Below are 24919 nucleotides of genomic sequence, written 5' to 3'. Positions count from 1 at the left end.
ACCCGGATTGCAGCCGTTGCGTACGACGAAACGAAGCGAACTGATGAAAAAGCGTCCGCGGCCACGGCCTGCCGTCGTGGCCCTCGATCATCGCCAGATGGACCTGCCGCTCTTCGACGGGCCGGCAGCGGCGTCGCCGGCACCGTCGGCGCCCGCTGCGCCGCCCACGCCGCCTGAAGCGGCGGCGGCTCCCGCGGCGCCGCTCGATCCGGGCCCGCCTCCCGATCGCTCCCGCGTCCGTACGTTCGCGCTCGACAGCCGCGTGCTCGAATACCGGCTCAAGCGCTCTGCCCGCCGCACGATCGGCTTCACGATCGACGGCAGCGGGCTGTCGATCACCGCGCCGCGCTGGGTCACGCTCGCCGACATCGAAGCGGCGATCGCCGAGAAGCAGCGCTGGATCTTCGCGAAGCTCGCGGAGTGGAAGACCCGCACCGAGCAGCGCGCGCTGCCGCAGATCGACTGGCGCGACGGCGCGCAACTCCCGTATCTCGGCAAGACGATCGCGATCGCGCTCGGCACGGGTGCCGTCGCATTCGACGCCGAGGCACTGCGGCTGTCGCTGCCGCTGCCCGCGCAGGCGGACATGCAGCAGATCAAGGATCGCGTGCAGGGCTGGCTGCAGGGCGAAGCGAAGCGGATCTTCGGCGAACGCCTCGCGGTCTACGCGGACAAGCTCGGCGTCACGTATTCGACGTACGCGCTGTCGTCGGCCGCGACGCGCTGGGGCAGCTGCTCGAGCGACGGCAAGATCCGGCTGAACTGGCGGCTGATCCATTTCCCGCTGTCGATCATCGACTACGTCGTCGCGCACGAGCTGTCGCACCTGCGCGAAATGAACCACAGCCCGGCCTTCTGGCAGACCGTCGAATCGATCTTCCCGGAATTCCGCGAAGCGCGGCACACGCTCAAGCATCATCCGCCCGAGCTGCTGCCGTCGCTGTAACGCGATCGGGCGCACCGGCAATGCAAACGGGCGATGCGGATTCCTCCGCATCGCCCGTTTTCGTTGCGCGCGACGCACATCGTGTGCCGCGCGCCGCCCATCCCGCGCTCAGCGCGCCTTCTTCTGGATGAACTCGATCTTGTAGCCGTCCGGATCCTCGACGAATGCGATCACGGTCGTGCCGTGCTTCATCGGGCCCGCTTCGCGGGTCACCTTGCCGCCCTGCGCCTTGATCCTGTCACAGGCCGCATAGGCGTCGTCGACTTCCAGCGCCAGGTGGCCGAAGCCGTTGCCGAGATCGTAGGACGGCGTATCCCAGTTATGGGTCAGCTCGATCACGGTGCCCGTGCTCTCCGCTTCATAGCCGACGAACGCGAGCGTGAACTTGCCTTCCGGATAATCCTCGCGACGCAGCAGCTTCATGCCGAGCAATTCGGTGTAGAACTTGATCGAGCGGTCGAGATCGCCGACTCGCAGCATCGTATGCAGCAAACGCATGGGTTGTACTCCTGTGGGGACTTTCCAGAACCGGAAATTCTACCGGAGTCACGTGAATCCCGCCGCCGGCGCCCGGCCTGCCGCCAGCCGATACCGAGCATCCGCACGATGAGCCCGACGCCCGTGCGCCGGTCGAAACCGCACGGCTCGATGGTCCCCGCCGACGCTGCCGATCGGGTAACATCCTCCCACCTCGCACCAAAAGCGGGCATGTCGCCCGCCGCCGAAACGCGACCACCCCCTCATTCAGCCACACCGCCCGCCGTGCGAAACCGCCGATTCGAGCGTGCCGGACGCGCCGTCCGTCCGCCGCTGCCCATGTCCCTGCCCCCTTCCCGCCGCATCGGCGAGGTCCGCCGATGACCGCGCTCGCCGGGTCGCCCGTGCGCCGCGCGCTCGACACGCGCGCCGTCGGCGTGATGCTGCTGCTGTGCGCGATCTGGGGCTTCCAGCAGGTCGCGATCAAGAGCACGAACGCGGCGATCCCGCCGATGTTCCAGGCCGGCCTGCGCTCGGTGATCGCCGCGCTCCTGCTGTGGGGCTGGGCGCGCTCGCGCGGCACGCCGCTGTTCCGCGCGGACGGCACGCTCGGCGCGGGCATCGCGGCCGGCGCGCTGTTCGCCGGCGAGTTCATCTGCGTGTTCTTCGGGCTGACGCTGACGAGCGCGTCGCACATGGCGATCTTCCTGTACACGGCACCGTGCTTCACGGCGCTCGGCCTGCACCTGTTTGCGCCGGGCGAGCGGTTGCAGCGCGTCCAGTGGGCCGGCGTCGGCCTCGCGTTCGCCGGCATCGCGCTCGCGTTCGCGGACGGCTTCCTGACGCCGCGCGCACCCGGCGCGTCGGTACTGGCCGGGCTCGCCGGCGACGCGCTCGGGATCCTCGGCGGCGCGATGTGGGCCGCGACGACGGTCGTCGTGCGTTCAACGTCGCTCGCGCGGGCCAGCGCGAGCAAGACGCTGTTCTACCAGCTCGCGGTTTCGGCCGCCGTGCTGGTCGCGCTTGCCGCGCTGCTCGGCCAGATGTCGTTCGCGCAGGTCACGCCGGTCGCGCTCGCGAGCCTCGCGTACCAGTCGGTGATCGTCGCGTTCGTCAGCTATCTGTCGTGGTTCTGGCTGCTCACGCGCTACAGCGCGTCGCGGCTGTCGGTGTTCACGTTCCTGTCGCCGCTGTTCGGCGTCGCGTTTGGCGTGCTGCTGCTCGGCGAATCGGTCGGCTGGCGCTTCATGTCCGCGGCCGCGCTGGTGCTGACCGGGATCGCGCTCGTCAACGCGCCGCCGCGCCGGCGCGCGTAGCGCCGCGCGGCCGCGCGCCGGGATCGACGAGCACCGATCGGCAAAGTAAAAAGGCTGCCCGCCAGGGCAGCCTCGTGAACCTCGATCCGGCATGTGCCGCGCGCGTTGCCCGCGCGTTACCGCTACTCCGCGGCCTTGCGCACTTTCGCAAGCGCCTGCGCGACACCGACATATTCGGCCACGCTCACATCCTCCGCGCGCCGCGCGAGATCGAAGCCGAGCCCGTCGAAATCGATCGTCTCGCGGTAGTCGCCGAGCGTATTGCGCAGCATCTTGCGGCGCTGCGAGAACGCGGCCGTGACGACTTCGCCCAGCAGCACGGGATCGACGTCCGGCAGTTCGTGCGGTTCGTACGGAATCATCCGGACGATCGCCGAATCGACCTTCGGCGGCGGCTGGAACGATTCCGGCGGCACGTCGAGCATCTTCTCCATCACGTAGCGGTACTGCAGCATCACCGACAGCCGCGAGAACGCCTTCGTGCCCGGCTCCGCGACCATCCGTTCGACGACTTCGTTCTGCAGCATGAAATGCTGGTCGATCACCGCGTCGGCGAACGTCATCAGGTGAAACAGCAGCGGGCTGGAAATGTTGTACGGCAGGTTGCCGACGATCCGCAGCGACGGCTTGTCGCCGGGTGCCGCGAGCGAGCGGAAGTCGAACGCGAGCGCGTCGCCCGCGTGCAGTTCCAGCAGCGCGCCGAAGCGCTGCTGCAGGCGGCCGATCAGGTCGCGGTCGAGCTCGACCGCATGCAGCGGCGACTCGGGCGTCGCGAGGCGCGCGATCAGCGGCTCGGTGAGCGCGCCGAGCCCGGGGCCGATCTCGACCATACGCTGGCCGCGCGCGGGGCCGATCGTCGCGACGATCGAGTCGATCACGCCGTGATCGACGAGGAAGTTCTGCCCGAAGCGCTTGCGCGCGAAGTGGCCTTGGTGCTGTCTGCTGTTCGACATCGACTGAGAAAAACGAAAAATGCGACGAATAAGGTCAGGCCTGCGCCCGTGCGCGTCAGGACGCGCGGCGATGGCGCGCCATCGTGACGGCCGTGTCGAGCGCGGCGACCAGGCTGCCCGGATCCGCGCGGCCCGTGCCGGCCAGATCCAGCGCGGTGCCGTGATCGACCGACGTGCGGATGATCGGCAGCCCGAGCGTGACGTTGATGCCCTCGCCGAAGGTCGCATACTTCAGCACGGGCAGGCCCTGATCGTGGAACATCGCGAGCACGCAATCGGCGCCCTCGAGATGGCGCGGCTGGAACAGCGTGTCAGCCGGATACGGGCCGCGCGCGTCGATGCCCTGCGCGTTCGCGCGCGCGAGCGCCGGCGAGATCACGTCGATCTCCTCGCGGCCGAGGTAACCGTTCTCGCCCGCATGCGGGTTCAGCCCCGTCACGAGGATGCGCGGCGCCGCGAGACCGAAGTCGCGCCGCAGGTCGCGATCGACGATCGCCAGCGTCTCGACGAGCCCGTCGATCGTCAGCGCGGACGACACGTCCTTCAGCGGCAGGTGCGTGGTCGCGAGCGCGACGCGCAGCGGCCGCTCGCCCGTGCCCGCCAGCATCATGACAACACGCGGCGTATGTGTGCGTTCCGCGAGGTATTCGGTATGGCCGGTAAACGGCACGCCGGCATCGTTGATCGTGCTCTTCTGCAGCGGTGCGGTGACGATCGCGTCGAACCGGCCCGCCAGCGCGCCGTCGATCGCGGCATCGAGCAGCCCGAGCACGTAGCGGCCGTTGGCCGCGTCGAGCTTGCCCGCCTGCGCGGGCACGGCAAGCGGATGATGCTCGACCGACACCGGCCCGCCGCCGGCGAGCACCGCCCGGTCGGCCCCGACGGCCGCCGCGCGCGCGGCGAGCAGCGCGGCGTCGCCGAGCACGGTGAAATGCGCGCCGGGCCAGCGCCGCGCGGCATCCTGCAACGCCTGCACGGTCAGCTCCGGGCCGACACCCGCGGGTTCGCCGGTCGTGATCGCGATCTGCAGCGCGGATGCCGTCATGTGAAGCTCGCTCAGTTCGCCGGGCCGACGCCGCCGATCTTGTACTGCACGTACGACGAATCGCGCAGTTCGCGCAGCCAGTCGGCATACGCCTGCTCGGCCTTGCGCTGGCCGATCGCCTGGCGCGCGATATCCATCTGCTGCTGCACCGAGCCTTCCGCCTCGCGGCGGTCGATCACCTGGATCAGGTGGTAGCCGTACTCGGTACGAATCGGCTGGCTGATCTGGCCGTCCTGCAGGTTGTTCATCGCGCGCTCGAATTCCGGCACGGTCTCGCCCGGGCTGATCCAGCCCAGATCGCCGCCCTGCGACGCCGAACCGTCCTGCGAGTAGGTGCGCGCGAACTTCGCGAAATCGCCACCGGCCTCGACCTGCTTGCGGATGTCCTGCAGCTGCTGGCGCGCCTGGCCTTCCGACTTGCCTTCGCCGACGCGCAACAGGATGTGGCGCACGTGCGTCTGGACGATCTTCGGTGCCGCGGCGGTCGCGCCCTGGCTCTGGCGGCGGTCGACGAGACGCACGATCTCGAAGCCGTCCGGCACGCGGATCAGCGTCGGGTTGACCTGGCCCGGGCGCAGCTTCGAGGCGGCTTCGACGACCTCGGCCGGCAGCGCGCCCGGCGCCTTGAAGCCGAGGTCGCCGCCCTTCTTCGCGTCGTTCGCTTCCGAATTGCTCTTCGCGAGCTTCTCGAAATCGGCGCCCGACGTGGCCTGCTGCAGCAGCGCGTCGGCCTTCTTCTGCGCGGCTTCGATCTCCGCCTGCGGCGCGTTGGTCGGCGCCTTGACGAAGATGTGCTGGAAGCGCAGGTCCTGCTGCTGCGACGCGTTCGGCCCGCGCTGGCTCGCGATGTAGTTCGCGACCTCGGCGTCCGACACGGTGATCTTGCCGTCGACCTCGCGCTCGCGCAGCTTCGACAGCATCAGCTCGGTGCGCGCGTCGCTGGTGAACACGCTCCAGGGCACGCCTTGCGCCTCGAGACGCGCGCGATACTGTTCGAGCGTCATCCCGTTCGCCTGCGCGAGGCGCTGCAGCGTGGACTGCACGGTCGCGTCGTCGATACGGATCCCGTCGTCCTTGGCCTTCTGCACCTGGATGCGTTCGAGCACCATCTGGTTCAGCACCTGCGCACGCAGCTGGTCTGCCGGCGGCACGGGCGCGTTCTGCTGCTGCAGCCGGCGCGAGATCAGGCCGACGCGCTGGTCGAGTTCGCGGCCCGTGATCACGTCGTTGTTGACGACCGCGACGACTTCGTCGGCGAGCTGCGCGCCATGCGAACCAAGTGCCTGCGCCGCGGCCGGCGCGGCGGCGAGCAGCGCGGCTGACGCGGCGAGGCTGGACACGACTGCCGCGAAACGAAGGGTTTTCTTCATTGCCACTGATACTCCATTGAAATCGTGCTGACCGGTGCAGACAAGCCGGCGTTACTCGTAGTTGCTGAAGCGGGACATCGGCGGCGGCGCGGACGGCAGCGGCGTGTAGCCCGGCACCCCGGCGCGGAATGCGGCGACGAGACCGTTGTCGACGCTCGACAGCCCCTTCAACGTCAGCTGCATCATGAAGCGCGTCGACGAGTTCTGCTGCCCCGACGTGTTCACGCCGTTCGCGAAGCGCTGGACACCGACCCCGAGCGCCCAGCAATCCGCGTCGTATTGTAAGCCGAGCAGACCATCGACGATCCGGTCGGCTGCCAGGTCGTAGTTGAAGCGGCCGATCGCATACAGGCGGCGCGTGAGCGGCCATTGCGCGGACACCAGGAACTGGTTGATCGGCTGGTTGTCGAGCGTCGTGTTCGCCCGCGTATAGCGGTAGCCGACGTTGATCACGCGGCGCTCGCCGGGGCTGAAGCCAAAACCGATGCTCGACTTCACGAGCTGGTTGTTGTTCTGGTTGTACTGGAACGCGGTTTCCGACATGAAGCCGGAGCCGAGCTTCAGCGCGGCGCCGACGATCAGGTCCGAGTGGCGGGCCTGCACGGCGGACTGCCCCGAGTTCAGCGTCACGCGCTGGTCGGCGAAATAGTACTGCTGCGCGACCACGAAGCGCGCGCGCTCGTCGCCGGTGCGCGGATCGATGAAGCGCGACGTCAGGCCGGCCGTGATCCGGTTCGCATCCGCGATCCGGTCGTTGCCGACGAACGTGTTCGGCTGGTAGATCTCCGCGAGGCCGAAGTCCGATTCCGCGGTGTCGAACAGCGGCGCGTTCGACTGGTCGCGATACGGCGTGTACACGTAGTACAGGCGCGGCTCGAGGGTCTGGATGAAGTCCTGGCCGAACAGGCGCACCGAGCGGTCGAAGATCAGGCCCGTGTCGAAGCTCACGGTCGGGATCGACTCGGTGAAGCGCTTCGGGTTGTTCGGCGTGCTCGACGACAGGTAGTTCAGGTCGTACGACGCGAAGTGGTACTGGACCTTCGGCACGACGAAGTAGCCGGGGCCGTACACGCCGTACGCGATGTACGGGTTGAAGACGATCCGGTCGCCTTCGGTCGCATCGGCGGTCGTGATGCGGAACCGCGAATAGTCGGCTTCCGCGCCGAAGTCGAAGCCGCCGACGTTGTACTTCGTGTACTTCACGTTCAACTGCGGCTCGCGGCTGTAAGGCGCGATCGACGGCGGCAGCGTCTGCCAGTGCTGGTAGCGCGCGAGCACCGACCACGGGCCGTTGTTGTACGTGAGGCCGGCTTCCTGCTGGTACAGCGTCTGCGTCCCGTTGATGAACTGGTTCATCGACCCAAGGTCTTCGGGATACGTGTTGTCCGAGACCTTGTTGAAGTAGACGTAGCCGCCGAAACCGCCGCCGAAGTTCTGCTGGTGCTGCCAGTAGATCGCGTAGCGGTCGCGGTGCGCGAGCCGGTCGTCCGGCAGGTAATTGGCCGTAAACGTGCCCGAATACGACGGCGACAGGTAGCGGAACGTCGCTTCGGTCTGCACGCCGCGCCGCGAGATGATGCGCGGCGTGATCGTCAGGTCGCGGTTCGGCGCGATGTTGAAGTAGTACGGCAGCGTCAGCTCGAACCCGTTGTTCGAGTTGATCGAGAAGGTCGGCGGCAGCAGGCCGCTGCGCCGCTCGCCCGACAGCGGGAACGTCATCCACGGGCTCGCGAAGATCGGCACGCCCTGGAAGAACAGCACGCCGTTGCGCGCGGTGCCTTCGTCGGCACCCGTATCGAAGTCGAAGCGGCTGCCCTTGATGTACCACGCCGGGTTCGTCGAGCACTGGCACGCGGTGTAGGTGCCGTTGACGAACACCGAGCGCTCGCTGTCGAGCAGGTCGACGCGCTCCGCGCTGCCGGACCCGCCCGTCACGTTGAAGTGGTACTTCGGCGCCGTCATGAAGCCCTGGTTCGCCTCGACCTTCAGATGCGCCTCGGGGCCCGCGAACGACGTGCCGCCATTGACCACCTTGACCTGGCCGTACGCGTCGGCCATGTCGGTATCCTGATCGTAGTGGAGCGCGTCGGCCTTCACGACCGCGTCGCCGCGGCGCAACTCGGCCGAGCCCTTCGCGGCCAGGTCCTGGTCGGCCGTGCCGCTCGTATGGTCGGCGATCACGAAGGCGGCCGGCTTCGCGCCGTCCTTCAGCGGATGATCCTCGAGCTGCGGGGCGAGACGCAGGTCCCACGGCGAGTCGAGCGGCTGCGGCTGCGCGGCCGCGCCCGACAGCTGCGCGTACGACACGGCCGGCACGAGGCCGGGCACGGCCAGGAGTGCGAGCGCGAGCCGCCGTTTGCGCGGCGCCCCGTCACCGGGGAAGACATTCGGGAATAGCGGTTTGGGCGGCATCTATCGTTTGGCGAATCGCCCCTTGTCAACCGCACCTGCACGGCACATTCGCGCGCGGCGGGCCGCGCCGTCGCACCGCGACTGCGGCTGAGCGCAAACCGGGGAGGCGATCGGGCGGACGGCGCGACAGGCGGCGGGCCTGCACGGCGCAAGCTGACGCGGGGCGCGTCAAAAAAGTCGTGGGGTATTATATGGCAAGACGTTCCCCCCTCCGCCGAGTTTCATGACACCCCCATCCGCCGCATCCCAGCCCGACGCCCGCCTCGAAGCGCTCACCGCGTGGCTGCGCCCGCTCGCCGAGCGCTTCGCCCTCGACCTGTCGACCCTCGCGCCCGCGTCGTCGGACGCCAGTTTCCGCCGCTATTTCCGTGTCGCGTCGGCCACGAGCCCCGGCGGCTCGCTGGTCGCGGTCGACGCGCCGCCGCCCGAGAAGTGCCGCGAATTCGTCCAGGTCGCGCAGCTGCTCGCCGCGGCCGGCGACCACGTGCCGGACGTGCTGGCTCACGAGTTCGACGCGGGCTTCATGCTCGTGACCGACCTCGGCCGCACGTCGTACATCGCGGTGCTCGATCCGGCCGACCCGGTCGCGGCACGCCCGCTGATGCGCGACGCGCTCGACGCGCTGATCCGCTTCCAGCTGAGCTCGAGGCCGGACGTGCTGCCGCCGTTCGACGAGGCGTTCCTGCGCCGCGAGATGGAGCTGCTGCCCGAATGGTTCGTCGGCCGGCACCTCGGCAAGCCCGTCACCGACGCGATGCGTGGCACGCTCGACCGCACCTTCGCGCTGCTGGTCGCGAGCGCCCATGCGCAACCGCAGGGCTTCATGCTGCGGGACTTCATGCCGCGCAACCTGATGGTCTGCGAGCCGAATCCGGGCGTGCTCGACTTCCAGGATGCCGTGTACGGGCCGCTGACGTACGACGTCGTGTCGCTGCTGCGCGACGCGTTCATCAGCTGGGACGAGGAGTTCGAGCTCGACTGCTTCGCGTACTACTGGGAAAAGGCGAAGAAGGCCGGCCTGCCGGTCGACCCGGATTTCGGCGAGTTCTACCGCCAGCTCGAGTGGATGGGGCTGCAGCGCCACATCAAGATCCTCGGCCTGTTCGCGCGCATCAACTACCGCGACGGCAAGCCGCACTACCTGAACGACCTGCCGCGCTTCCTGGCCTATGCGCGCAAGGTCGCGCTGCGCTACCGCCCGCTCGTGCCGTTCGCGAAGCTGCTCGACGAGCTCGAGGGCAAGGGCGCGGCCGACGTCGGCTATACGTTCTGACCGCCCTCACCGTCCTTACCTTCAGCCGAACATGAGCACTACCCTGACCACGGCGATGATCTTCGCCGCCGGGCGCGGCGAACGGATGCGCCCGCTGACCGACATCCGCCCGAAACCGCTGCTCGAAGCCGGCGGCAAGCCGCTGATCGTCTGGCAGATCGAGGCGCTCGCCCGCGCGGGCGTCGAGTCGATCGTGATCAACCACGCGTGGCTCGGCGCGCAGCTCGAGGCGGCACTCGGCGACGGCTCGCGCTGGGGCGTGCGGCTCGCGTATTCGGCCGAAGGCGAAGCGCTGGAAACCGCCGGCGGCATCGCGCAGGCGCTGCCGCTGCTCGAGCGCGACGGCCGGCCGACGGTGTTCGCGGCGGTCGCGGGCGACGTGTACTGCGCATTCGACTACCGGACGCTCGCCGCGCGTGCCGCGCAGATGGCCGCGCTGGATGCGCCCGCGATGCATCTCGTGATGGTGCCGAACCCGCCGTTCCATCCGGACGGTGATTTCGTACTTCGCGATGACGGCCGGCTGGCACTCGCCGGCGCCCCGCGCGTCACGTTCGGCAGCATCGGCGTGTACGACACGCGGATGTTCCGCGACATCGTGCCCGGCACGCACCGGCCGCTGTCGCCCTACTTCAAGGCGACCATCGAGGCCGGCCGCGCGAGCGGCGAATTGTATGAAGGTATCTGGGAGAACGTCGGCACGCCCGCGCAGCTCGGCGAGCTCGACGCGCGGCTGCGCGCCGCCGCGGGCTGATCGTTTCGCCGCTGACCGCGGCCGGGCCACCCGGCGCGGCGGCCGATGGCGTGAAAGACCGATGACGGCCCGGTCACTCGGCGGCAGGCCGACCCGGAATCGAATACCGCGGGCGCTCCGCCGGCTCACGCGGCCGTGACGGCGCATCGCCGGCCGATCGCGGACGGCCGGCAAACCACCCGTTTCCGCCGCGCGCCGCCCCGGCGCGGCATCCCCGCTCACGCGGCCTCGGCCGCCTCCCCGCCCGCCGCCGCGCGCTGCTGCTGCAGCGCCCACATCTGCGCATACAGCCCGTCCGCGCGCACGAGTTCGTCGTGCGTGCCGCGCTCGACGATCCGCCCGTGGTCCATCACGAGGATCTGCTGCGCATGCACGACCGTCGACAGCCGGTGCGCGATCACGAGCGTCGTGCGGTGCCGCGCGATCTGGTCGAGCTCGTGCTGGATCGCGCGCTCCGAGCGCGAATCGAGCGCCGACGTCGCCTCGTCGAACAGCAGCACCGGCGGATCCTTCAGCAGCGTGCGCGCGATCGCGACGCGCTGCTTCTCGCCACCCGACAGCTTCAGCCCGCGCTCGCCGACCGGCGTGTCATAGCCCTTCGGCAAGCTCTCGATGAAGTCGTGGATGTGCGCGGCGCGCGCGGCCGCGATCACTTCGTCGCGGCTCGCGGTCGGCCGGCCGTACGCGATGTTGTAGTAGATCGAGTCGTTGAACAGCACGGTGTCCTGCGGCACGATCCCGATCGACGCGCGCAGCGAGTCCTGCGTGACGTCGCGAATGTCCTGGCCGTCGATCCGGATCGCGCCGCCCGCCTGCCGGTCGAGATCGTAGAAGCGGAACAGCAGGCGCGACAGCGTCGACTTGCCGGAACCGCTGTGGCCGACCACCGCGGTGGTCGTGCCCGCATCGATCGTGAACGTCACGTCGTGCAGGATCTGCCGCGCCGCTTCGTACGAGAAGTTCACGTGCTCGAAGCGCACCTGCGCGCCGGCCACCGCGAGCGGCCGCGCGTCGGGTGCGTCCGCGACTTCCTTCGCGGCCGACAGCAGCCCGAACATCCGGTCCATGTCGGTGAGGCTCTGCTTCAGCTCGCGATACACGACGCCGAGAAAATTCAGCGGGATGTACAGTTGCAGCATGAACGTGTTGATCAGCACGAGATCGCCGAGCGTCAGCTTGCCGGCCAGCACGCCCTGCGTCGCGCGCCACAGGATGAACACCAGCCCGGTGCCGATGATCGCCTGCTGGCCGAAGTTCAGCACCGACAGCGAATTCTGCGAGCGGATCGCGGCCTTGCGGTAGCGCTTCAGGTTCTCGTCGTAGCGCTGCGCCTCCCACTCCTCGTTGCCGAAGTACTTCACCGTCTCGTAGTTGATCAGCGAATCGATCGCCCGCGAGTTCGCGCGCGAATCGAGCTCGTTCATCGTGCGGCGAAAGTGCGTGCGCCAGTTGGTGACCTTCACGGTGAACACGATGTACGTGACGAGCGCCGCGAACGTCACGTACGCGTAGTACGCCTCGTACTTGACCACGAAGAAGCCGAGCACGAGCCCGACCTCGACGAGCGTCGGCAGGATGCTGTACAGCGAATAGGAAATCAGTTGCTGGATGCCGCGCGTGCCGCGCTCGATGTCGCGCGACATGCCGCCGGTCTGGCGTTCGAGATGGAAGCGCAGCGACAGACCGTGCAGATGCCGGAACACCTGCAGCGCGAGCTGGCGCACCGCGCTCTCGGTGACCTTCGAGAACAGGATCTCGCGCAGCTCGGTGAACAGCGACGTCGACAGCCGCACGAGCGCATACGCGACGACCAGCAGGCCGACGCCGCCCGCGAGCACGATGCCGGCCGACTGCTCGGCCCGCCCGAGCGCCGTGAGCTGCTGCACGGCGGACAGGTGATCGACGATGCGCTTCATCACGACCGGCACGCCGAGGTTCGCGACCTTCGCGCCGATCAGGCAGCCGAGCGCGAGCGCGACGCGCCATTTGTAGGTGGCGAGATACGGCAGCAGCGACCGGATGGTCTGCCAGTCGTTGCGAGGCCCGGTCTGAGCCGGCGCGGGCTCGCCGGAAGCGGAATATCGGCGCATGGGGGAAGGATCGGCGGCGGTGCCGGACGCGTTGCCGCGGCGGCCGGCTCGCCCGCTTTCTCGTACAATTTGCGAACGTTGTATTGTCGCAGAAGCCGCCACGCGCCGCTGCGGGCGGCCTCGCCGGCCTGCCGGTGCGCGGCGGCGCCTTTATTACAGGATGAAAGCCCCCGCCATGACCGATTCGACCCTCGAACTTCCGCAAAAGCAGCCCGCGCTGCGCGTCGTCCCGCAACCGCACGACGCGAACGTCCACGGCGACGTGTTCGGCGGCTGGATCATGTCGCAGGTCGACATCGCCGGCTCGATTCCCGCGAGCCAGCGCGCGAACGGCCGCGTCGCGACGGTCGCGGTCAATTCGTTCGTGTTCAAGCAGCCGGTGTTCGTCGGCGACCTGCTGAGCTTCTACGCGACCATCATGCGCACCGGCAACACGTCGATCACGGTCGACGTCGAGGTGTACGCGCAGCGCATGCGCCTGATGGGCGAAATCGTGAAGGTCACCGAGGCGACGCTCACCTACGTCGCGACCGGCCCCGACCGCAAGCCGCGGCAACTGCCGCCGCTCTGACCCGCACGCGCCGCGCTGCGGCGCCGCACGCGGCCCGTCAGTGCATGGCCGCCAGCCCGAACTCCCGCATCGCGGGCACGAAGTCGTGATTGAGCTTCGGCTTGCGCGACAGCTTCACCAGCACGTAGCGCTGGAACGGCGCGAGCCGCTGCCACTGCGCGAGCGCGGGCGCCGGCAGCCCGGCCAGCGCGCTCTGCTGCACGAGCGCGTCCGGCACCGTGTCGGTGGCGCGCCAGCTCGGCTGCTCGTCCGGCTGGAACCACGACGGTTCGAGGTCGGCATGCGTGCGCAGCATTTCGAACAGCGCGTGATCGAAGTTGGGCTCGATCGCGGTGTCCTCGTCGGCCGGAAAGCGCGCGAGCAGCTTGCGGTCCTCGAGCGGCAGCAGCTGCCACTGCTCCAGGGAAATCCGCAGACCGAAACGGTCGAGATTGAAACGCACGATCATTGGAATGTACGTCAGGTTTTCCGACGAATCGTGTTCGAAATTGAATAGCAGCGGAGCGTCGCTGAGTCCCATGGTCGTTACCCGAGTGGCGGATGCCGGCGCGGCCGGCCTGCCTGAGGTATTTTAGAACCTCTGCGCGCGCGCGGCGGACACGATCGCCGCCGCCCCTGCCTCGAATCAACGGGAGTGCTCGTGAATCCGACTGAAACAGAAGAACCGCGCGGCGCGATCGAGCTGTCCGTGCGCCGCACGCGCGGCGGCGCCGTCGAAGCCGCGCACGACTACGTCGGCCAGGAATGGCCGGTCGCGCTGGTCTTCAACGGCATCTCGCACGCGGTGATGATGTGCACGCCGCGCGACCTCGAGGCGTTCGCGGTCGGCTTCGCGATCTCGGAAGGGATCGTCGAGCGCGGCAGCGACATCAAGGACATCGACGTGATCCTGCACGCCGACGCGCCGCTGCCGCACGCGGAGGTGCACCTGGAGGTCGTCCAGCAGGCGTTCGCCGCGCTGAAGGACCGGCGCCGCGCGCTCGCGGGGCGCACCGGCTGCGGCGTGTGCGGGATCGAAAGCATCGACCTGCTCGACCTCGCGCCCGAACGGGTGCCCGACACCGGCTTTCTCGCGCGCCTCGCGCCCGACGCGCTCGCGCGCGCGGCCCACGCGCTGCCGGCCCACCAGGCGCTCACGCGGCTCACCGGCGGCCTGCATGCGGCCGCGTGGTGCGACGCAACAGGCGCGATCCGCATGGCGTTCGAGGATGTCGGCCGCCACAACGCGCTCGACAAGCTGATCGGCTCGCTCGTGCTGGCGCGCGCCGACGCCACCGACGGTTTCGTGTTCCTGTCGAGCCGCGCGAGCTACGAGCTCGTGCGCAAGTCGGCGCGGGTCGGGATCCCGATGGTCGCGACGATCTCCGCGCCGTCGTCGCTCGCGATCGAGATCGCGAAGGCGGCCGGCTTGCGGCTGGTCAGCTTCTGCCGCGAAACCGGTCACGTCGATTACGGCACCGCGTGAGCGCTCGCGGCGGGCGCCGGTTCGCGAACCGTGCCCGGCGGTTCGTCCGCGGCGGCCGGCGCGCTCGCGTCGCATGCCGCATCGCTCGTCCGGTTGCCGCGGTAGTCCGTCCACAGCTTGCGGTCGGTGTCATAGAGCTTGCAGCGCCGTGCCGTGTCGAAGTACCAGCGCCAGCTGAAGCGCTGCACGACGATCCGCCCGGGCAGCATGTCCTCCAGCTTCGCCTGCGCGGGCTTGAGCCGGTACAGCGGCACGCTCATGTCGACGTGATGCGCCGTGTGCTCCATGATGTGGTGCAGCAGGCCGCCGATCCCGAACGGGAACGTCAGGTGCAGCGTGGTCGACACGAACGGCGCGGCATTCGACCATTCGGCCCGGTTCGCGTGCCACGCGATGCGCGGGTCGGTGTGGTGCACGTACACGACGAAGCCGATCATCGAGCACCAGAACAGGAACGGCACGAGCACGCCGGTGGCGAGCAGCAGCGCGACGGGCTGCCGTGTCGCGATCGCCACCCAGACGACGGCCGCGATCCACACGGCCGCGAAGCCCGTCACCAACAGGCCGTCACGCCGGAACACGGGCCGCGACGCACCGATATAGGTCCTGTTCGGGAAATACATCCGCAGCCACCAGATCTCGACGAAATAGTAGAGGCCCGGCGCCCAGCCGCTTCGGTAGACGCGATCCAGCAAGCGGCGCACCGGCGACAGCGCGGCGAACTCCGCCGGCGTATGCGGCGCCCACACGAAATCGAAGCCCTTCAGGTTCGTATAGCCGTGGTGCACGACGTTGTGCCCGACTTCCCACAGGCTGTATGGCGTCAGCGACGGCAGGAAGGCGATGCGGCCCAGCCAGCGGTTCAGCCGGCGATTGGGCGTCAGGCTCTGATGGCAGGCGTCGTGCCCGATGATGAAGAGCCGCCCGGTGATGAACCCGGCGGCCATCCCGCAGACGATCTTGCCGACGCTCGACGGAATCAGCAGCGCGCCGGCGAATGCCGCGAACAGCAGCAGGTAGTCGAGCACGAGCAGCAGGATCGGGCGCACGATCTCGCGCGTGGCGAACGGCACGAGCCACGCGCGGATGATCTTGCGGTGCGGAATGGGTTCGCCGGAGCGGACCGGGGTCTGGGAATCGTTGTCGACCATGATGCGGAAAGGCGCGCGAACCGCACGCCGGAAAAGATAGGAGCCGTGCGGCACGCACGGCGCGGAGGAACGGGCCGCACCGCGGCCCGGGCCGGTTAACGCGACATCATGTTCATGCTGACGTTGTGCATCACCCACAGCGTCCCGAAGATCAGGATCAGCGCGGTCAGCACCGTGTAGCTGAACGCCATCACGTTCCAGCGCTGGCTGGACGACGTGTTCATGTGCAGGAAGCAGACGAGATGCACGACGATCTGCGCGAATGCGAGTACCGCGAGCGCGATGATCGCCGCTTTCGGCGCGAGCACGCCGCCCATCACGAGGCCGAACGAAGCGGCCGTCAGCAGCACCGACAGCACGAACCCGGCGAGATAGCCGCCGGCGGTGCCGTGCGCGTCATCGTGGCAGATGAGTTCCGAATGGGCCATTTAGATCACGCTCGCAAGATAGACGAAGGAGAACACGCAGATCCAGACGATGTCGAGGAAGTGCCAGAAGAGGCTCAGGCAGGTGAGGCGGCGGAAGTCGCGCTCCGTCATGCCGGGACCGCGCGCGATCTGCACGACGAGCACGACCATCCACAACAGGCCGACCGCCACGTGCAGCCCGTGCGTGCCGACGAGCGCGAAGAACGCCGACAGGAATGCGCTGCGCTGCGGGCCGGCGCCCTGCGCGATCAGGTGCGAGAACTCGCGCAGTTCCAGCGCGAGAAACGCGGCGCCGAGCACGAACGTGACGGCGAGCCACAGGAACACCGTGCCGCGCCGGCGACGCTGTGCGCCGAGCATCGCGAAGCCGTACGTGATGCTCGACAGCAGCAGCGCCGCCGTCTCGAGCGCGACGCCCGGAATGTCGAACAGGTCCTTCGCGGTCGGACCGCCCGCGAACTGGTTGCCGAGCACCGCGAACGTCGCGAACAGCGACGCGAAGATCACGCAGTCGGTCATCAGGTACAGCCAGAAGCCGAACACCGAATGCGACGGCGGATGAGCGTGTGCCGCCGGATGGCGGGCACCGCCCGCGACAGATTGATACGACATCAGTTCGTCTCCAGTTCGGCTTGCGGCGCCGGGGTGCCGATCCGCACGCCCGCGCGTTGTTCCTCGATCTTGCGGATGGTGTCCGCCGGAATGTAGTAACCGTCGTTGTCCTGTGCGCTGTACAGCACCACCGTCGCGACGATGCCGACGAGCGAAGCGATCGCGAGCCACCAGATGTGCCAGACCAGCGCGAAGCCGAGCAGCAGGCTGAAGATGCCGACGAAGAAGCCCGCGCTCGTGTTCGACGGCATGTGGATGTCCTGGTACCGGACGTTCTTGCCGATGCCGAGGCCAAGCCCCTTCGCCTTCCGGTACGCGAGCTCGTCGAGCTCGTGGACGTTCGGGATCACCGCGAAGTTGTAGACGGCGGGCGGCGACGACGTCGCCCACTCGAGCGTACGGCCGTTCCACGGATCGCCCGTCGCGTCGCGATACTGCGGCTGGTTGCGATTGCGCCAGCCGACCCATACCGATGCGACCTGGCACAGCACGCCGATCGCGATCAGCGCGACGCCGAACGCGGCGGCGACCAGCCACGGATGCCATGCCGGGTTGTCGTAGTGGTTCAGGCGGCGCGTCATGCCCATGAAGCCGAGCACGTACAGCGGCACGAACGACGCATAGAAGCCGAGGAACCAGCACCAGAACGCGCGCTTGCCGAACTTCTCGTCGAGCCGGAAACCGAACACCTTCGGGAACCAGTAATGGACGCCCGCGAAGTAGCCGAACACGACGCCGCCGATGATCGCGTTATGGAAGTGCGCGATCAGGAACAGGCTGTTGTGCAGCACGAAGTCCGCGCCGGGGATCGCCATCATCACGCCGGTCATCCCGCCGAGCGTGAACGTGACCATGAAGCCGATCGTCCACAGCACCGGCGCGGTGAACTCGATGCGGCCGCGATACATCGTAAACAGCCAGTTGAAGATCTTCACGCCGGTCGGGATCGCGATGACCATCGTCATGATCCCGAAGAACGCGTTGACGTCCGCGCCGGAGCCCATCGTGAAGAAGTGATGCAGCCACACGAGGAACGCGAGCACCATGATCACGCACGACGCATAGACCATCGTCCTGTAGCCGAACAGCGGCTTCTTCGCGAACGTCGCGATGACTTCCGAATAGATGCCGAACGCGGGCAGCACGAGGATGTACACCTCCGGATGCCCCCATGCCCAGATCAGGTTCAGGTACAGCATCGCGTTGCCGCCGGCCTCGTTCGTGAAGAAATGCATGTCGAGGTAGCGATCGAGCCCCAGCAGCGCGAGCGCGACCGTCAGGATCGGGAACGTCGCCATGATCAGCACGTTCGAGCACAGCGCGGTCCACGTGAACACCGGCATCTTCATCAGCGTCATGCCGGGCGCGCGCATCTTGACGATCGTCACGAAGAAATTGATCGACGTGATCAGCGTGCCGACGCCCGAAATCTGCAGCGCCCACAGATAGTAGTCGACCCCGACACCCGGGCTGAACTGCAGCTCCGACAACGGCGGATACGCGAGCCAGCCCGTCTGCGCGAATTCGCCGATCACGAGCGAAACGTTCATCAGGATCGCGGCAACCGCCGTCATCCAGAACGAGAGCGAGTTCAGGAACGGGAACGCGACGTCGCGCGCGCCGATCTGCAGCGGCACGATCAGGTTGAAGAACGCGACCAGCAGCGCCATCGCCATGAAGAAGATCATGATCACGCCGTGCGCGGTGAAGACCTGGTCGTAATGATGCGGCGGCAGGTAGCCGGGGCCGTTGTACGCGAGCGCGAGCTGCAGGCGCATCATCACGGCGTCCGCGAAGCCGCGCAGCAGCATCAGCACCGCGACGACCAGGTACATCACGCCGATCTTCTTGTGATCGACGGACGTCAGCCATTCGCTCCACAGCCATTTCCACCTGCCGGCGGCCGTCAGCGCGGCGACGATGCCCAGCACGACGAGCCCCATGAAGGCACTCGCCCCCATGATGATGGGCTGATCGAACGGGATCGCCGAGAGTGTCAGTTTGCCGAACATGCGTTACCCCTTCGTCGTGCAGGCGGCGTCCTTCGGGTCGAGGACATGGCCGTTGTTGTACTTCGCGATGATGTTGTGGAAAAGCTTCGGATCCACCGACGAGAAGTAGCGCACGGGCGCCTTCTCGCTCGGCTGCGCGACGCTGCCATACACGGTCGCGTCGAGCCGCTCGGACGACGCCTTCACCTTCTGCACCCACGCGTCGAACTGTTCGCGCGGCTCGGCGAGCGTGCGGAATTTCATGTCGGAGAAGCCGCGGCCGCTGTAGTTGGCGGATACGCCCGCGTAGTCGCCCGCCTCGTCGGCGATCAGGTGCAGGCGCGTCTGCATGCCGGCCATCGCATAGACCTGGCTGCCGAGCTGCGGGATGAAGAACGAGTTCATCACCGAGTCCGACGTGATGCGGAAATTCACCGGCGTGCCGACCGGAATCGCGAGCTGGTTCACCGACGCGATGCCAAGCTCCGGATAGATGAACAGCCATTTCCAGTCGAGCGCGACCACCTCGACATCGATCGGCTTCACCGACGATTCGAGCGGCTTGTACGGGTCGAGCGCGTGGGTCGTCCGCCACGTGAGGATGCCGAGGAACAGGATGATCAATGTCGGCACCGTCCAGATCACGACCTCGATCGCGTTCGAGTGCGACCAGTTCGGCGCGTAGGCAGCGTTGCGGTTCGACGCGCGATAACGCCACGCGAACCATAGCGTGAGCAGGATCACCGGCACGACGACGATCAGCATCGCCCACGTCGCGGTCGCGATCAGCGATTTCTCCGCGACGCCCACCGCGCCCTTCGGATCGAGCACGTGAAGGTCGCTGCATCCGGCGAGTCCCGCCAGCATCGCGATGACGGGCGCCGCACGCGCTCCGCCGGTGATTCGTCCGATCATTGTTCGTTTGCCTGATTGTCGTTGAGAAGAACTGCCGGCCCGCACGCCGCGGTCGCGCGACGCATCCGGCCCGGGCGACCTGTGCGCGAACTGTACGGAAAATTGCCGCAGTGCAACTTGACGGAAAACAAGGATTGCCGAGTAAGCGGGAACCGCCGCAACCGGAGCGGGCCGGGGATGCCGGCCCACGCGATTGCAGGCGCGCCCCGGGGCGCGACGGGGACGGGAGCGTCGCTCAGTCGGCGCGGATAGCGGGCGGCAATGGCGGGACGGGCAGCGTGCCGACGCTGCGCCGCGCCGTGACGGGCGCGGGCATGCATGGGGCGTGGAGGTGCGGCCGCAGCACGGTGGCGGACGCAGGGGCGCGCGAAACACCGCACGAGCGCACGGCGACGCAGGGTCGAGCCGACGCGTCGATCGACGCATCGGCCGCCGGCACGGAACCGACGCCGCGCGGCCGGCGGCTCACGGACGCGCGCGTTGCCGCCTCGGACGGCGAAGGCATCCGAAACGGCGAAGCGCTGGTTTCCGGTGTCAGTCGAACTGACGGAAATCCGGCTTGCGCTTCTCGAAGAACGCCGTCATCGCCTCTCGCGCTTCCGGCGCGCGCAGCATCGCGGAGAAGTGGCCGGCTTCCTCGGCCATCCGCGCGGGCGTCGCCACGCCGCCGGTATCCTTCAGCAGCGCCTTCGTGACGCGCAGCGACGACGCCGGCAGCGCCGCGAGCTTCGCGGCCTGCTTCGCCGCGAATGCGTCGAGCTCGGCGGCCGGCAGCACGCGATTGACGATGCCGATCCGGTGCGCTTCCAGCGCGTCGAACGCCTCGCCGAGCAGCAGCTTTTCCGCGGCGACCTGATGGCCGGCCAGGCGCGGCAGCAGCACGCTCGACGCGGCTTCCGGGCATAGCCCGAGCTGCGCGAACGGCAGCGAGAACGTCGCGGTGTCGGCCGCGTAGACGAGATCGCAGTGCAGCAGCATCGTCACCCCCACGCCGACCGCGATGCCCGGCACCGCGGCGACGATCGGCTTGGCCGCGCTGCTGATCCGCGCGAGAAACTGGAACACCGACGCATTCTCGTCCTTCGGCGGCGACTTCAGGAAATCCTCGAGATCGTTCCCCGCGCTGAAGTTGCCGTCGCCGCCGCGCAGCAGGATCACGCGGACCGCCTTGTCTTCCTGCGCGTCGGCGAGCGCATCGGCCATCGTCTGGTACATCGCCGCCGTCAGCGCGTTCTTCTTCGCCGGGCGCGCGATCGTGATCGTCATCACGCCGTCGGCGCGTTCCACTTGAATTTCGGCCACAACCGTCTCCTTTGACTTCCTCTACCGGAATGAAAAAACGGTGCGCGAGCTCGTGGCCCGCGCACCGTCGTCGCTTTGCGTCGCGACCCGCTTACAGGCGTTCGATGATGCCCGCCGCACCCATGCCGGTGCCGACGCACATCGTGACCATCCCGTACTTCAGGTTGCGGCGGCGCAGGCCGTGCACGACGGTCGCCGCGCGGATCGCGCCGGTCGCGCCGAGCGGGTGGCCGAGCGCGATCGCGCCGCCGACCGGGTTGACCTTCGACGGGTCGAGGCCGAGATCGCGGATCACCGCCAGCGACTGCGCGGCGAATGCCTCGTTCAGCTCGATCCAGTCGAGATCGTCCTGCTTCAGGCCCGCGGCCTTCAGCGCGGCCGGAATCGCTTCCTTCGGACCGATGCCCATGATTTCCGGCGGCACGCCGCGCACCGCGAAGCTCACGAAGCGCGCGAGCGGCGTCAGGTTGAATGCCTTGAGCACCTTCTCCGACACGACCAGCAGCGCGCCCGCGCCGTCCGACGTCTGCGAGCTGTTGCCGGCCGTGACCGAGCCCTTGTTCGCGAACACCGTGCGCAGCTTCGCGAGGCCTTCGAGCGACGTATCCGCGCGCGGACCTTCGTCGAGCGCGATCTCGCGCGTCTTCACGTCGATTTCGCCGGTCGCGAGGTTCGGGAAACGCTCGGTGATCGTGTACGCGGCGATTTCGTCGCCGAACTCGCCGGCCTGCTGCGCGGCGAGCGCCTTGCGGTGCGATTCGACCGAGAACGCGTCCTGGTCCTCGCGGCTCACCTTCCACTGCTCGGCGACGCGCTCGGCGGTCAGGCCCATCCCGTACGCGATGCCGAAGTCTTCGCTGCGATCGAAGATGTGCGGCGACATCGACGGCTTGTTGCCCATCATCGGCACCATGCTCATCGATTCGCAGCCGCCCGCGAGCAGCGCGTCCGATTCGCCGACGCGGATGCGGTCCGCCGCCATCGCCAGCGCCGTGATGCCCGACGCGCAGAAGCGGTTGACCGTCACGCCGCCGACCGTCTGCGGCAGGCCCGCGAGCAGCGCGCCCATGCGCGCGACGTTCAGGCCCTGCTCGGCTTCCGGAATCGCGCAGCCGATGATCGCGTCCTCGATCAGCTTCGTGTCGAAGCCGGGCACCTGCGCGACCGCCGACTTGATCGCGTGGACCAGCAGCTCGTCGGGGCGCGTGTTCTTGAAGACACCGCGCGGGGCCTTGCCGATCGGGGTGCGGCTGGCGGCGACGATGTATGCGTCTTGCAGTTGTTTGCTCATTTGAGACTCCTTGCCTTATCCGCTCGCTCAGTTACGCACCGGCTTGCCGGTCTGCAACATGCCCATGATCCGTTCCTGCGTCTTCTGCGTGCCGAGCAGCTCGACGAACGCGCGACGCTCCAGCGCGAGCAGCCACTGCTCGTCGACGAGGCTGCCGGCTTCGACGTCGCCGCCGCATACGGCTTCGGCGATGCGGCTCGCGATCAGGTAGTCGTGGTCGCTGATGAAGCGGCCGTCACGCATGTTGACGAGCGATGCCTTGATCGTCGCGATCGCCGAGCGGCCCGCCACCGGCACGTCCTTCGCGCGCAGCGGCGCACGGTAGCCGACGGCGGCCAGCGCCCGCGCTTCCTTCTTCGCGGTGTCGAGCAGTTCGAACACGTTGAAGATGATCGTGTCGGACGGCTTCAGATAGCCCATCGCACGCGCGTCGTGCGCCGACGACGACACCTTCGCCATTGCCGCGTTCTCGAACGACTTCGTGACGAACTTCAGGATCTCGGTGGTCGCGTTCGCGGCCGTTGCCGCATCCGCCGCGCGCAGCGCCGCTTCCTTCAGGCCGCCGCCCGCCGGCACGAGGCCGACGCCCACTTCGACGAGACCGATGTAGCTCTCGACGTGCACGACGCGCTTCGCGCTATGCAGCAACAGCTCGCACCCGCCGCCGAGCGCGATGCCCGACACGGCCGCCACCACCGGCACGTTCGCGTACTTCACGCGCAGCATGCCTTCCTGGAACTTCTTCACGAACGGCTCGATGCCTTTCGCGCCGCCCATCATGAACGCGGGCATCGCCTCCTCGAGGTTCGCGCCGGCCGAGAACGGGCCGCCCGGCGTGCCGAGCTTCAGCGACGTCGGCTGCCAGATCACCACGCCCTGGTAATCCTTCTCCGCGAGTTCGATCGCCTGCACGAGCCCGTCGATCACGCTCGGTCCGATCGTGTTCATCTTCGACTTGAACGACACGATCACGACGTCGTCTTCGCCGGCACGATCGTCGACCCAGGCACGCACCGCGTCGGTTTCGAACAGCGTCTTGCCGTAGGTCTTCGGATCGGTGCCGGCTTCGCCGATGAGCGGCGCGCGGAACACCTGCTTGCCGTAGACGGCGAGGTCGGAACGCGGCACGAAGCGCTGCGAGGCCGGCGCCCACGAGCCTTCGGCCGTGTGCACGCCGCCCTTCTCGGCGACCGGGCCTTCGAGCACCCACGTCGGCAGCGGCACGTTCGCGAGCGCCTTGCCGGCCGCGATGTCTTCCTGCACCCACTCGGCGACCTGCTTCCAGCCGGCGGCCTGCCAGCCTTCGAACGGGCCTTCGTTCCAGCCGAAGCCCCAGCGGATCGCGAGGTCGACGTCGCGCGCGTTGTCGGCGATCGACTCGAGATGCACGCCGATGTAGTGGAACACGTCGCGGAAGATCGACCACAGGAACTGCGCGTGCGGATGGTCCGTCTCGCGCAGCAGCTTCAGGCGTTCCGCCGGCGGGCGCTTCAGGATGCGGCCGACGGTTTCGTCCGCCTTCGCGCCCGAATCCACGTAGGTGCCCGTCTTCGCGTCGAGCACCTTGATCGCCTTGCCTTCCTTCTTGTAGAACCCGGCGCCCGTCTTCTGGCCGAGCGCGCCCTGCTTCACCAGTTCGGCGAGCACGGCAGGCGTCTCATAGACCGGGAAGAACGGATCGCCGGCGAGGTTGTCCTGCATCGTCTTGATCACGTGCGCCATCGTGTCGAGGCCGACCACGTCCGCGGTGCGGAAGGTCGCCGACTTCGCGCGGCCGAGGCGGCTGCCCGTCAGGTCGTCGACTTCGTCGAAGCGCAGGCCGAACTTCGCGGCCTCGGTGATCACCGCGAGGATCGAGAAGATGCCGACGCGGTTCGCGATGAAGTTCGGCGTGTCCTTCGCGCGCACGACGCCCTTGCCGACGATGCTCGTCAGGAAGGTTTCGAGCTGGTCGAGGATCTCGGCACGCGTGTGCGCGGTCGGGATCAGTTCGACGAGGTGCATGTAGCGCGGCGGGTTGAAGAAGTGCACGCCGCAGAAGCGCGACTTCAGCTCGTCCGAGAAACCTTCGGACAGCGTCGTGATCGACAGGCCAGACGTGTTGGTCGCGAAGATCGCATTCGGTGCGATGTGCGGCGCGACCTTCTTGTACAGGTCGTGCTTCCAGTCCATCCGCTCGGCGATCGCCTCGATCACGACGTCGCACTCGGCGAGCTTCGCGATGTCGTCCTCGTAGTTCGCGGCTTCGAGGTATTTCGCGTCGTCCTTCACGCCGAACGGCGCGGGCGACAGCTTCTTCAGGTTCTCGATCGCCTTCAGCGCGATCGCGTTTTTCGGGCCTTCCTTGGCCGGCAGGTCGAACAGCAGCACCGGCACGCGCGCGTTGACGAGATGCGCGGCGATCTGCGCGCCCATCACGCCGGCGCCCAGCACGGCGACCTTGCGAATCAGGAAATTGCTCACGGGATGTCTCCGGATAGTGTCGTGCAGCGCGGGTTGTGAGGGCTGCACGGCGAAGTGAGTACCAGGAACCGTTGCGTTCGGGCGGCGCGCGGCG

Annotated in this window: 21 protein-coding genes; 6 read left to right on the top strand and 15 right to left on the bottom strand. The window is 68.0% G+C overall.

Annotated features, from left to right (window positions below; translation table 11 throughout):
* The first annotated feature begins 43 nt into the window (after positions 1–43).
* Positions 44–946, top strand: coding sequence for a M48 family metallopeptidase (locus DIE21_RS18095; protein ID WP_124498992.1), 903 nt, complete (start codon positions 44–46; stop codon positions 944–946).
* A gap of 108 nt (positions 947–1054) precedes the next feature.
* On the opposite strand, the gene gloA is transcribed toward DIE21_RS18095, so the two are convergent.
* Positions 1055–1444: a lactoylglutathione lyase gene (gene gloA, locus DIE21_RS18090; RefSeq protein WP_124498991.1), complete on the bottom strand. Its 390-nt coding sequence runs from the start codon at positions 1442–1444 to the stop codon at positions 1055–1057.
* A 359-nt stretch (positions 1445–1803) separates the two neighbouring features.
* Between gloA and DIE21_RS18085 the strand changes: the two genes are divergently transcribed.
* Positions 1804–2739 (top strand): DMT family transporter, encoded by a 936-nt coding sequence (locus DIE21_RS18085; RefSeq protein ID WP_124498990.1) that lies wholly within the window; start codon positions 1804–1806, stop codon positions 2737–2739.
* A 122-nt stretch (positions 2740–2861) separates the two neighbouring features.
* Here the strand turns inward: DIE21_RS18085 and rsmA are convergent, their stop codons facing one another.
* The 4 genes from rsmA to DIE21_RS18065 are packed head-to-tail and all read right to left on the bottom strand — an operon-like array spanning position 2862 to position 8519.
* Entirely contained in the window at positions 2862–3692 is an 831-nt protein-coding gene (gene rsmA / locus DIE21_RS18080; RefSeq protein ID WP_124498989.1) for a 16S rRNA (adenine(1518)-N(6)/adenine(1519)-N(6))-dimethyltransferase RsmA, read from the bottom strand.
* A 55-nt stretch (positions 3693–3747) separates the two neighbouring features.
* Positions 3748–4737 (bottom strand): 4-hydroxythreonine-4-phosphate dehydrogenase PdxA, encoded by a 990-nt coding sequence (pdxA, locus tag DIE21_RS18075; RefSeq protein ID WP_124498988.1) that lies wholly within the window; start codon positions 4735–4737, stop codon positions 3748–3750.
* 11 nt (positions 4738–4748) lie between these two features.
* Positions 4749–6107, bottom strand: a complete 1359-nt coding sequence (locus tag DIE21_RS18070) for a peptidylprolyl isomerase (protein WP_124498987.1) — start codon at positions 6105–6107, stop codon at positions 4749–4751.
* Between the two features lie 51 nt (positions 6108–6158).
* The gene (locus tag DIE21_RS18065; protein ID WP_124498986.1) at positions 6159–8519 is read right to left on the bottom strand and encodes an LPS-assembly protein LptD; all 2361 of its coding nucleotides are present in this window, start codon (positions 8517–8519) and stop codon (positions 6159–6161) included.
* A 223-nt stretch (positions 8520–8742) separates the two neighbouring features.
* On the opposite strand from DIE21_RS18065, the gene DIE21_RS18060 reads away from it, so the two are divergent.
* Together DIE21_RS18060 and murU are read left to right on the top strand one after the other, a co-directional pair.
* On the top strand, positions 8743–9792 hold the full coding sequence (locus DIE21_RS18060; protein WP_124498985.1) for an aminoglycoside phosphotransferase family protein: 1050 nt from the start codon (positions 8743–8745) through the stop codon (positions 9790–9792).
* Between the two features lie 31 nt (positions 9793–9823).
* Positions 9824–10546, top strand: coding sequence for an N-acetylmuramate alpha-1-phosphate uridylyltransferase MurU (murU, locus tag DIE21_RS18055; protein ID WP_124498984.1), 723 nt, complete (start codon positions 9824–9826; stop codon positions 10544–10546).
* 218 nt (positions 10547–10764) lie between these two features.
* Here the strand turns inward: murU and DIE21_RS18050 are convergent, their stop codons facing one another.
* On the bottom strand, positions 10765–12636 hold the full coding sequence (locus DIE21_RS18050; RefSeq protein WP_124498983.1) for an ABC transporter ATP-binding protein/permease: 1872 nt from the start codon (positions 12634–12636) through the stop codon (positions 10765–10767).
* A 175-nt stretch (positions 12637–12811) separates the two neighbouring features.
* Here DIE21_RS18050 and DIE21_RS18040 point away from each other — a divergent pair, with 175 nt between their 5' ends.
* The gene (locus DIE21_RS18040) at positions 12812–13207 is read left to right on the top strand and encodes an acyl-CoA thioesterase (protein ID WP_027789162.1); all 396 of its coding nucleotides are present in this window, start codon (positions 12812–12814) and stop codon (positions 13205–13207) included.
* Between the two features lie 37 nt (positions 13208–13244).
* Here DIE21_RS18040 and DIE21_RS18035 read toward each other — a convergent pair whose 3' ends face one another.
* Positions 13245–13727 (bottom strand): nitrate reductase associated protein, encoded by a 483-nt coding sequence (locus DIE21_RS18035; protein WP_124498982.1) that lies wholly within the window; start codon positions 13725–13727, stop codon positions 13245–13247.
* A 114-nt stretch (positions 13728–13841) separates the two neighbouring features.
* Between DIE21_RS18035 and fdhD the strand changes: the two genes are divergently transcribed.
* On the top strand, positions 13842–14672 hold the full coding sequence (gene fdhD, locus DIE21_RS18030) for a formate dehydrogenase accessory sulfurtransferase FdhD (RefSeq protein WP_124498981.1): 831 nt from the start codon (positions 13842–13844) through the stop codon (positions 14670–14672).
* Here the strand turns inward: fdhD and DIE21_RS18025 are convergent.
* The 8 genes from DIE21_RS18025 to DIE21_RS17990 form a co-directional block, all read right to left on the bottom strand.
* On the bottom strand, positions 14657–15823 hold the full coding sequence (locus tag DIE21_RS18025; RefSeq protein ID WP_124498980.1) for a fatty acid desaturase: 1167 nt from the start codon (positions 15821–15823) through the stop codon (positions 14657–14659). The two genes, fdhD and DIE21_RS18025, sit on opposite strands and share 16 nt — an antisense overlap.
* A 95-nt stretch (positions 15824–15918) precedes the next feature.
* The gene (cyoD, locus tag DIE21_RS18020; RefSeq protein ID WP_124498979.1) at positions 15919–16251 is read right to left on the bottom strand and encodes a cytochrome o ubiquinol oxidase subunit IV; all 333 of its coding nucleotides are present in this window, start codon (positions 16249–16251) and stop codon (positions 15919–15921) included.
* A complete protein-coding gene (cyoC, locus tag DIE21_RS18015; protein WP_124498978.1) occupies positions 16252–16863 on the bottom strand; it encodes a cytochrome o ubiquinol oxidase subunit III in 612 nt (203 codons plus the stop codon). It lies immediately after the preceding gene.
* Positions 16863–18875 (bottom strand): cytochrome o ubiquinol oxidase subunit I, encoded by a 2013-nt coding sequence (gene cyoB / locus DIE21_RS18010; RefSeq protein WP_124498977.1) that lies wholly within the window; start codon positions 18873–18875, stop codon positions 16863–16865. Before cyoB ends, cyoC begins: the two co-directional genes overlap by 1 nt.
* 3 nt (positions 18876–18878) lie before the next feature.
* On the bottom strand, positions 18879–19769 hold the full coding sequence (gene cyoA / locus DIE21_RS18005) for a ubiquinol oxidase subunit II (RefSeq protein WP_124498976.1): 891 nt from the start codon (positions 19767–19769) through the stop codon (positions 18879–18881).
* Between the two features lie 534 nt (positions 19770–20303).
* A complete protein-coding gene (locus tag DIE21_RS18000; RefSeq protein ID WP_124498975.1) occupies positions 20304–21071 on the bottom strand; it encodes an enoyl-CoA hydratase in 768 nt (255 codons plus the stop codon).
* 91 nt (positions 21072–21162) lie between these two features.
* Positions 21163–22362, bottom strand: a complete 1200-nt coding sequence (locus DIE21_RS17995) for an acetyl-CoA C-acyltransferase (RefSeq protein ID WP_124498974.1) — start codon at positions 22360–22362, stop codon at positions 21163–21165.
* A gap of 27 nt (positions 22363–22389) precedes the next feature.
* Complete coding sequence (locus tag DIE21_RS17990) at positions 22390–24825, bottom strand: 3-hydroxyacyl-CoA dehydrogenase/enoyl-CoA hydratase family protein (protein WP_124498973.1); 2436 nt, start codon at positions 24823–24825, stop codon at positions 22390–22392.
* Positions 24826–24919 lie beyond the last annotated feature (94 nt).

The organism is Burkholderia sp. Bp9140 (assembly GCF_003853425.1).
GTDB lineage: Bacteria > Pseudomonadota > Gammaproteobacteria > Burkholderiales > Burkholderiaceae > Burkholderia.
The sequence above is the reverse complement of the archived record's forward strand: the minus strand, read 5'-3'. Positions and strand labels throughout refer to the sequence as shown.

Bases quoted from the DNA above. Each gene is read 5' to 3' on its own strand.
- pdxA (WP_124498988.1), bottom strand. From the start codon at position 4,737: ATGACGGCATCCGCGCTGCAGATCGCGATCACGACCGGCGAACCCGCG.
- DIE21_RS18070 (WP_124498987.1), bottom strand. From the start codon at position 6,107: ATGAAGAAAACCCTTCGTTTCGCGGCAGTCGTGTCCAGCCTCGCCGCG.
- DIE21_RS18060 (WP_124498985.1), top strand. From the start codon at position 8,743: ATGACACCCCCATCCGCCGCATCCCAGCCCGACGCCCGCCTCGAAGCG.
- DIE21_RS18040 (WP_027789162.1), top strand. From the start codon at position 12,812: ATGACCGATTCGACCCTCGAACTTCCGCAAAAGCAGCCCGCGCTGCGC.
- gloA (WP_124498991.1), bottom strand. From the start codon at position 1,444: ATGCGTTTGCTGCATACGATGCTGCGAGTCGGCGATCTCGACCGCTCG.
- DIE21_RS18095 (WP_124498992.1), top strand. From the start codon at position 44: ATGAAAAAGCGTCCGCGGCCACGGCCTGCCGTCGTGGCCCTCGATCAT.
- DIE21_RS18085 (WP_124498990.1), top strand. From the start codon at position 1,804: ATGACCGCGCTCGCCGGGTCGCCCGTGCGCCGCGCGCTCGACACGCGC.
- murU (WP_124498984.1), top strand. From the start codon at position 9,824: ATGAGCACTACCCTGACCACGGCGATGATCTTCGCCGCCGGGCGCGGC.
- DIE21_RS18025 (WP_124498980.1), bottom strand. From the start codon at position 15,823: ATGGTCGACAACGATTCCCAGACCCCGGTCCGCTCCGGCGAACCCATT.
- rsmA (WP_124498989.1), bottom strand. From the start codon at position 3,692: ATGTCGAACAGCAGACAGCACCAAGGCCACTTCGCGCGCAAGCGCTTC.
- DIE21_RS18050 (WP_124498983.1), bottom strand. From the start codon at position 12,636: ATGCGCCGATATTCCGCTTCCGGCGAGCCCGCGCCGGCTCAGACCGGG.
- DIE21_RS18065 (WP_124498986.1), bottom strand. From the start codon at position 8,519: ATGCCGCCCAAACCGCTATTCCCGAATGTCTTCCCCGGTGACGGGGCG.
- DIE21_RS17995 (WP_124498974.1), bottom strand. From the start codon at position 22,362: ATGAGCAAACAACTGCAAGACGCATACATCGTCGCCGCCAGCCGCACC.
- cyoA (WP_124498976.1), bottom strand. From the start codon at position 19,769: ATGATCGGACGAATCACCGGCGGAGCGCGTGCGGCGCCCGTCATCGCG.
- DIE21_RS18035 (WP_124498982.1), bottom strand. From the start codon at position 13,727: ATGGGACTCAGCGACGCTCCGCTGCTATTCAATTTCGAACACGATTCG.
- cyoB (WP_124498977.1), bottom strand. From the start codon at position 18,875: ATGTTCGGCAAACTGACACTCTCGGCGATCCCGTTCGATCAGCCCATC.
- cyoD (WP_124498979.1), bottom strand. From the start codon at position 16,251: ATGGCCCATTCGGAACTCATCTGCCACGATGACGCGCACGGCACCGCC.
- cyoC (WP_124498978.1), bottom strand. From the start codon at position 16,863: ATGTCGTATCAATCTGTCGCGGGCGGTGCCCGCCATCCGGCGGCACAC.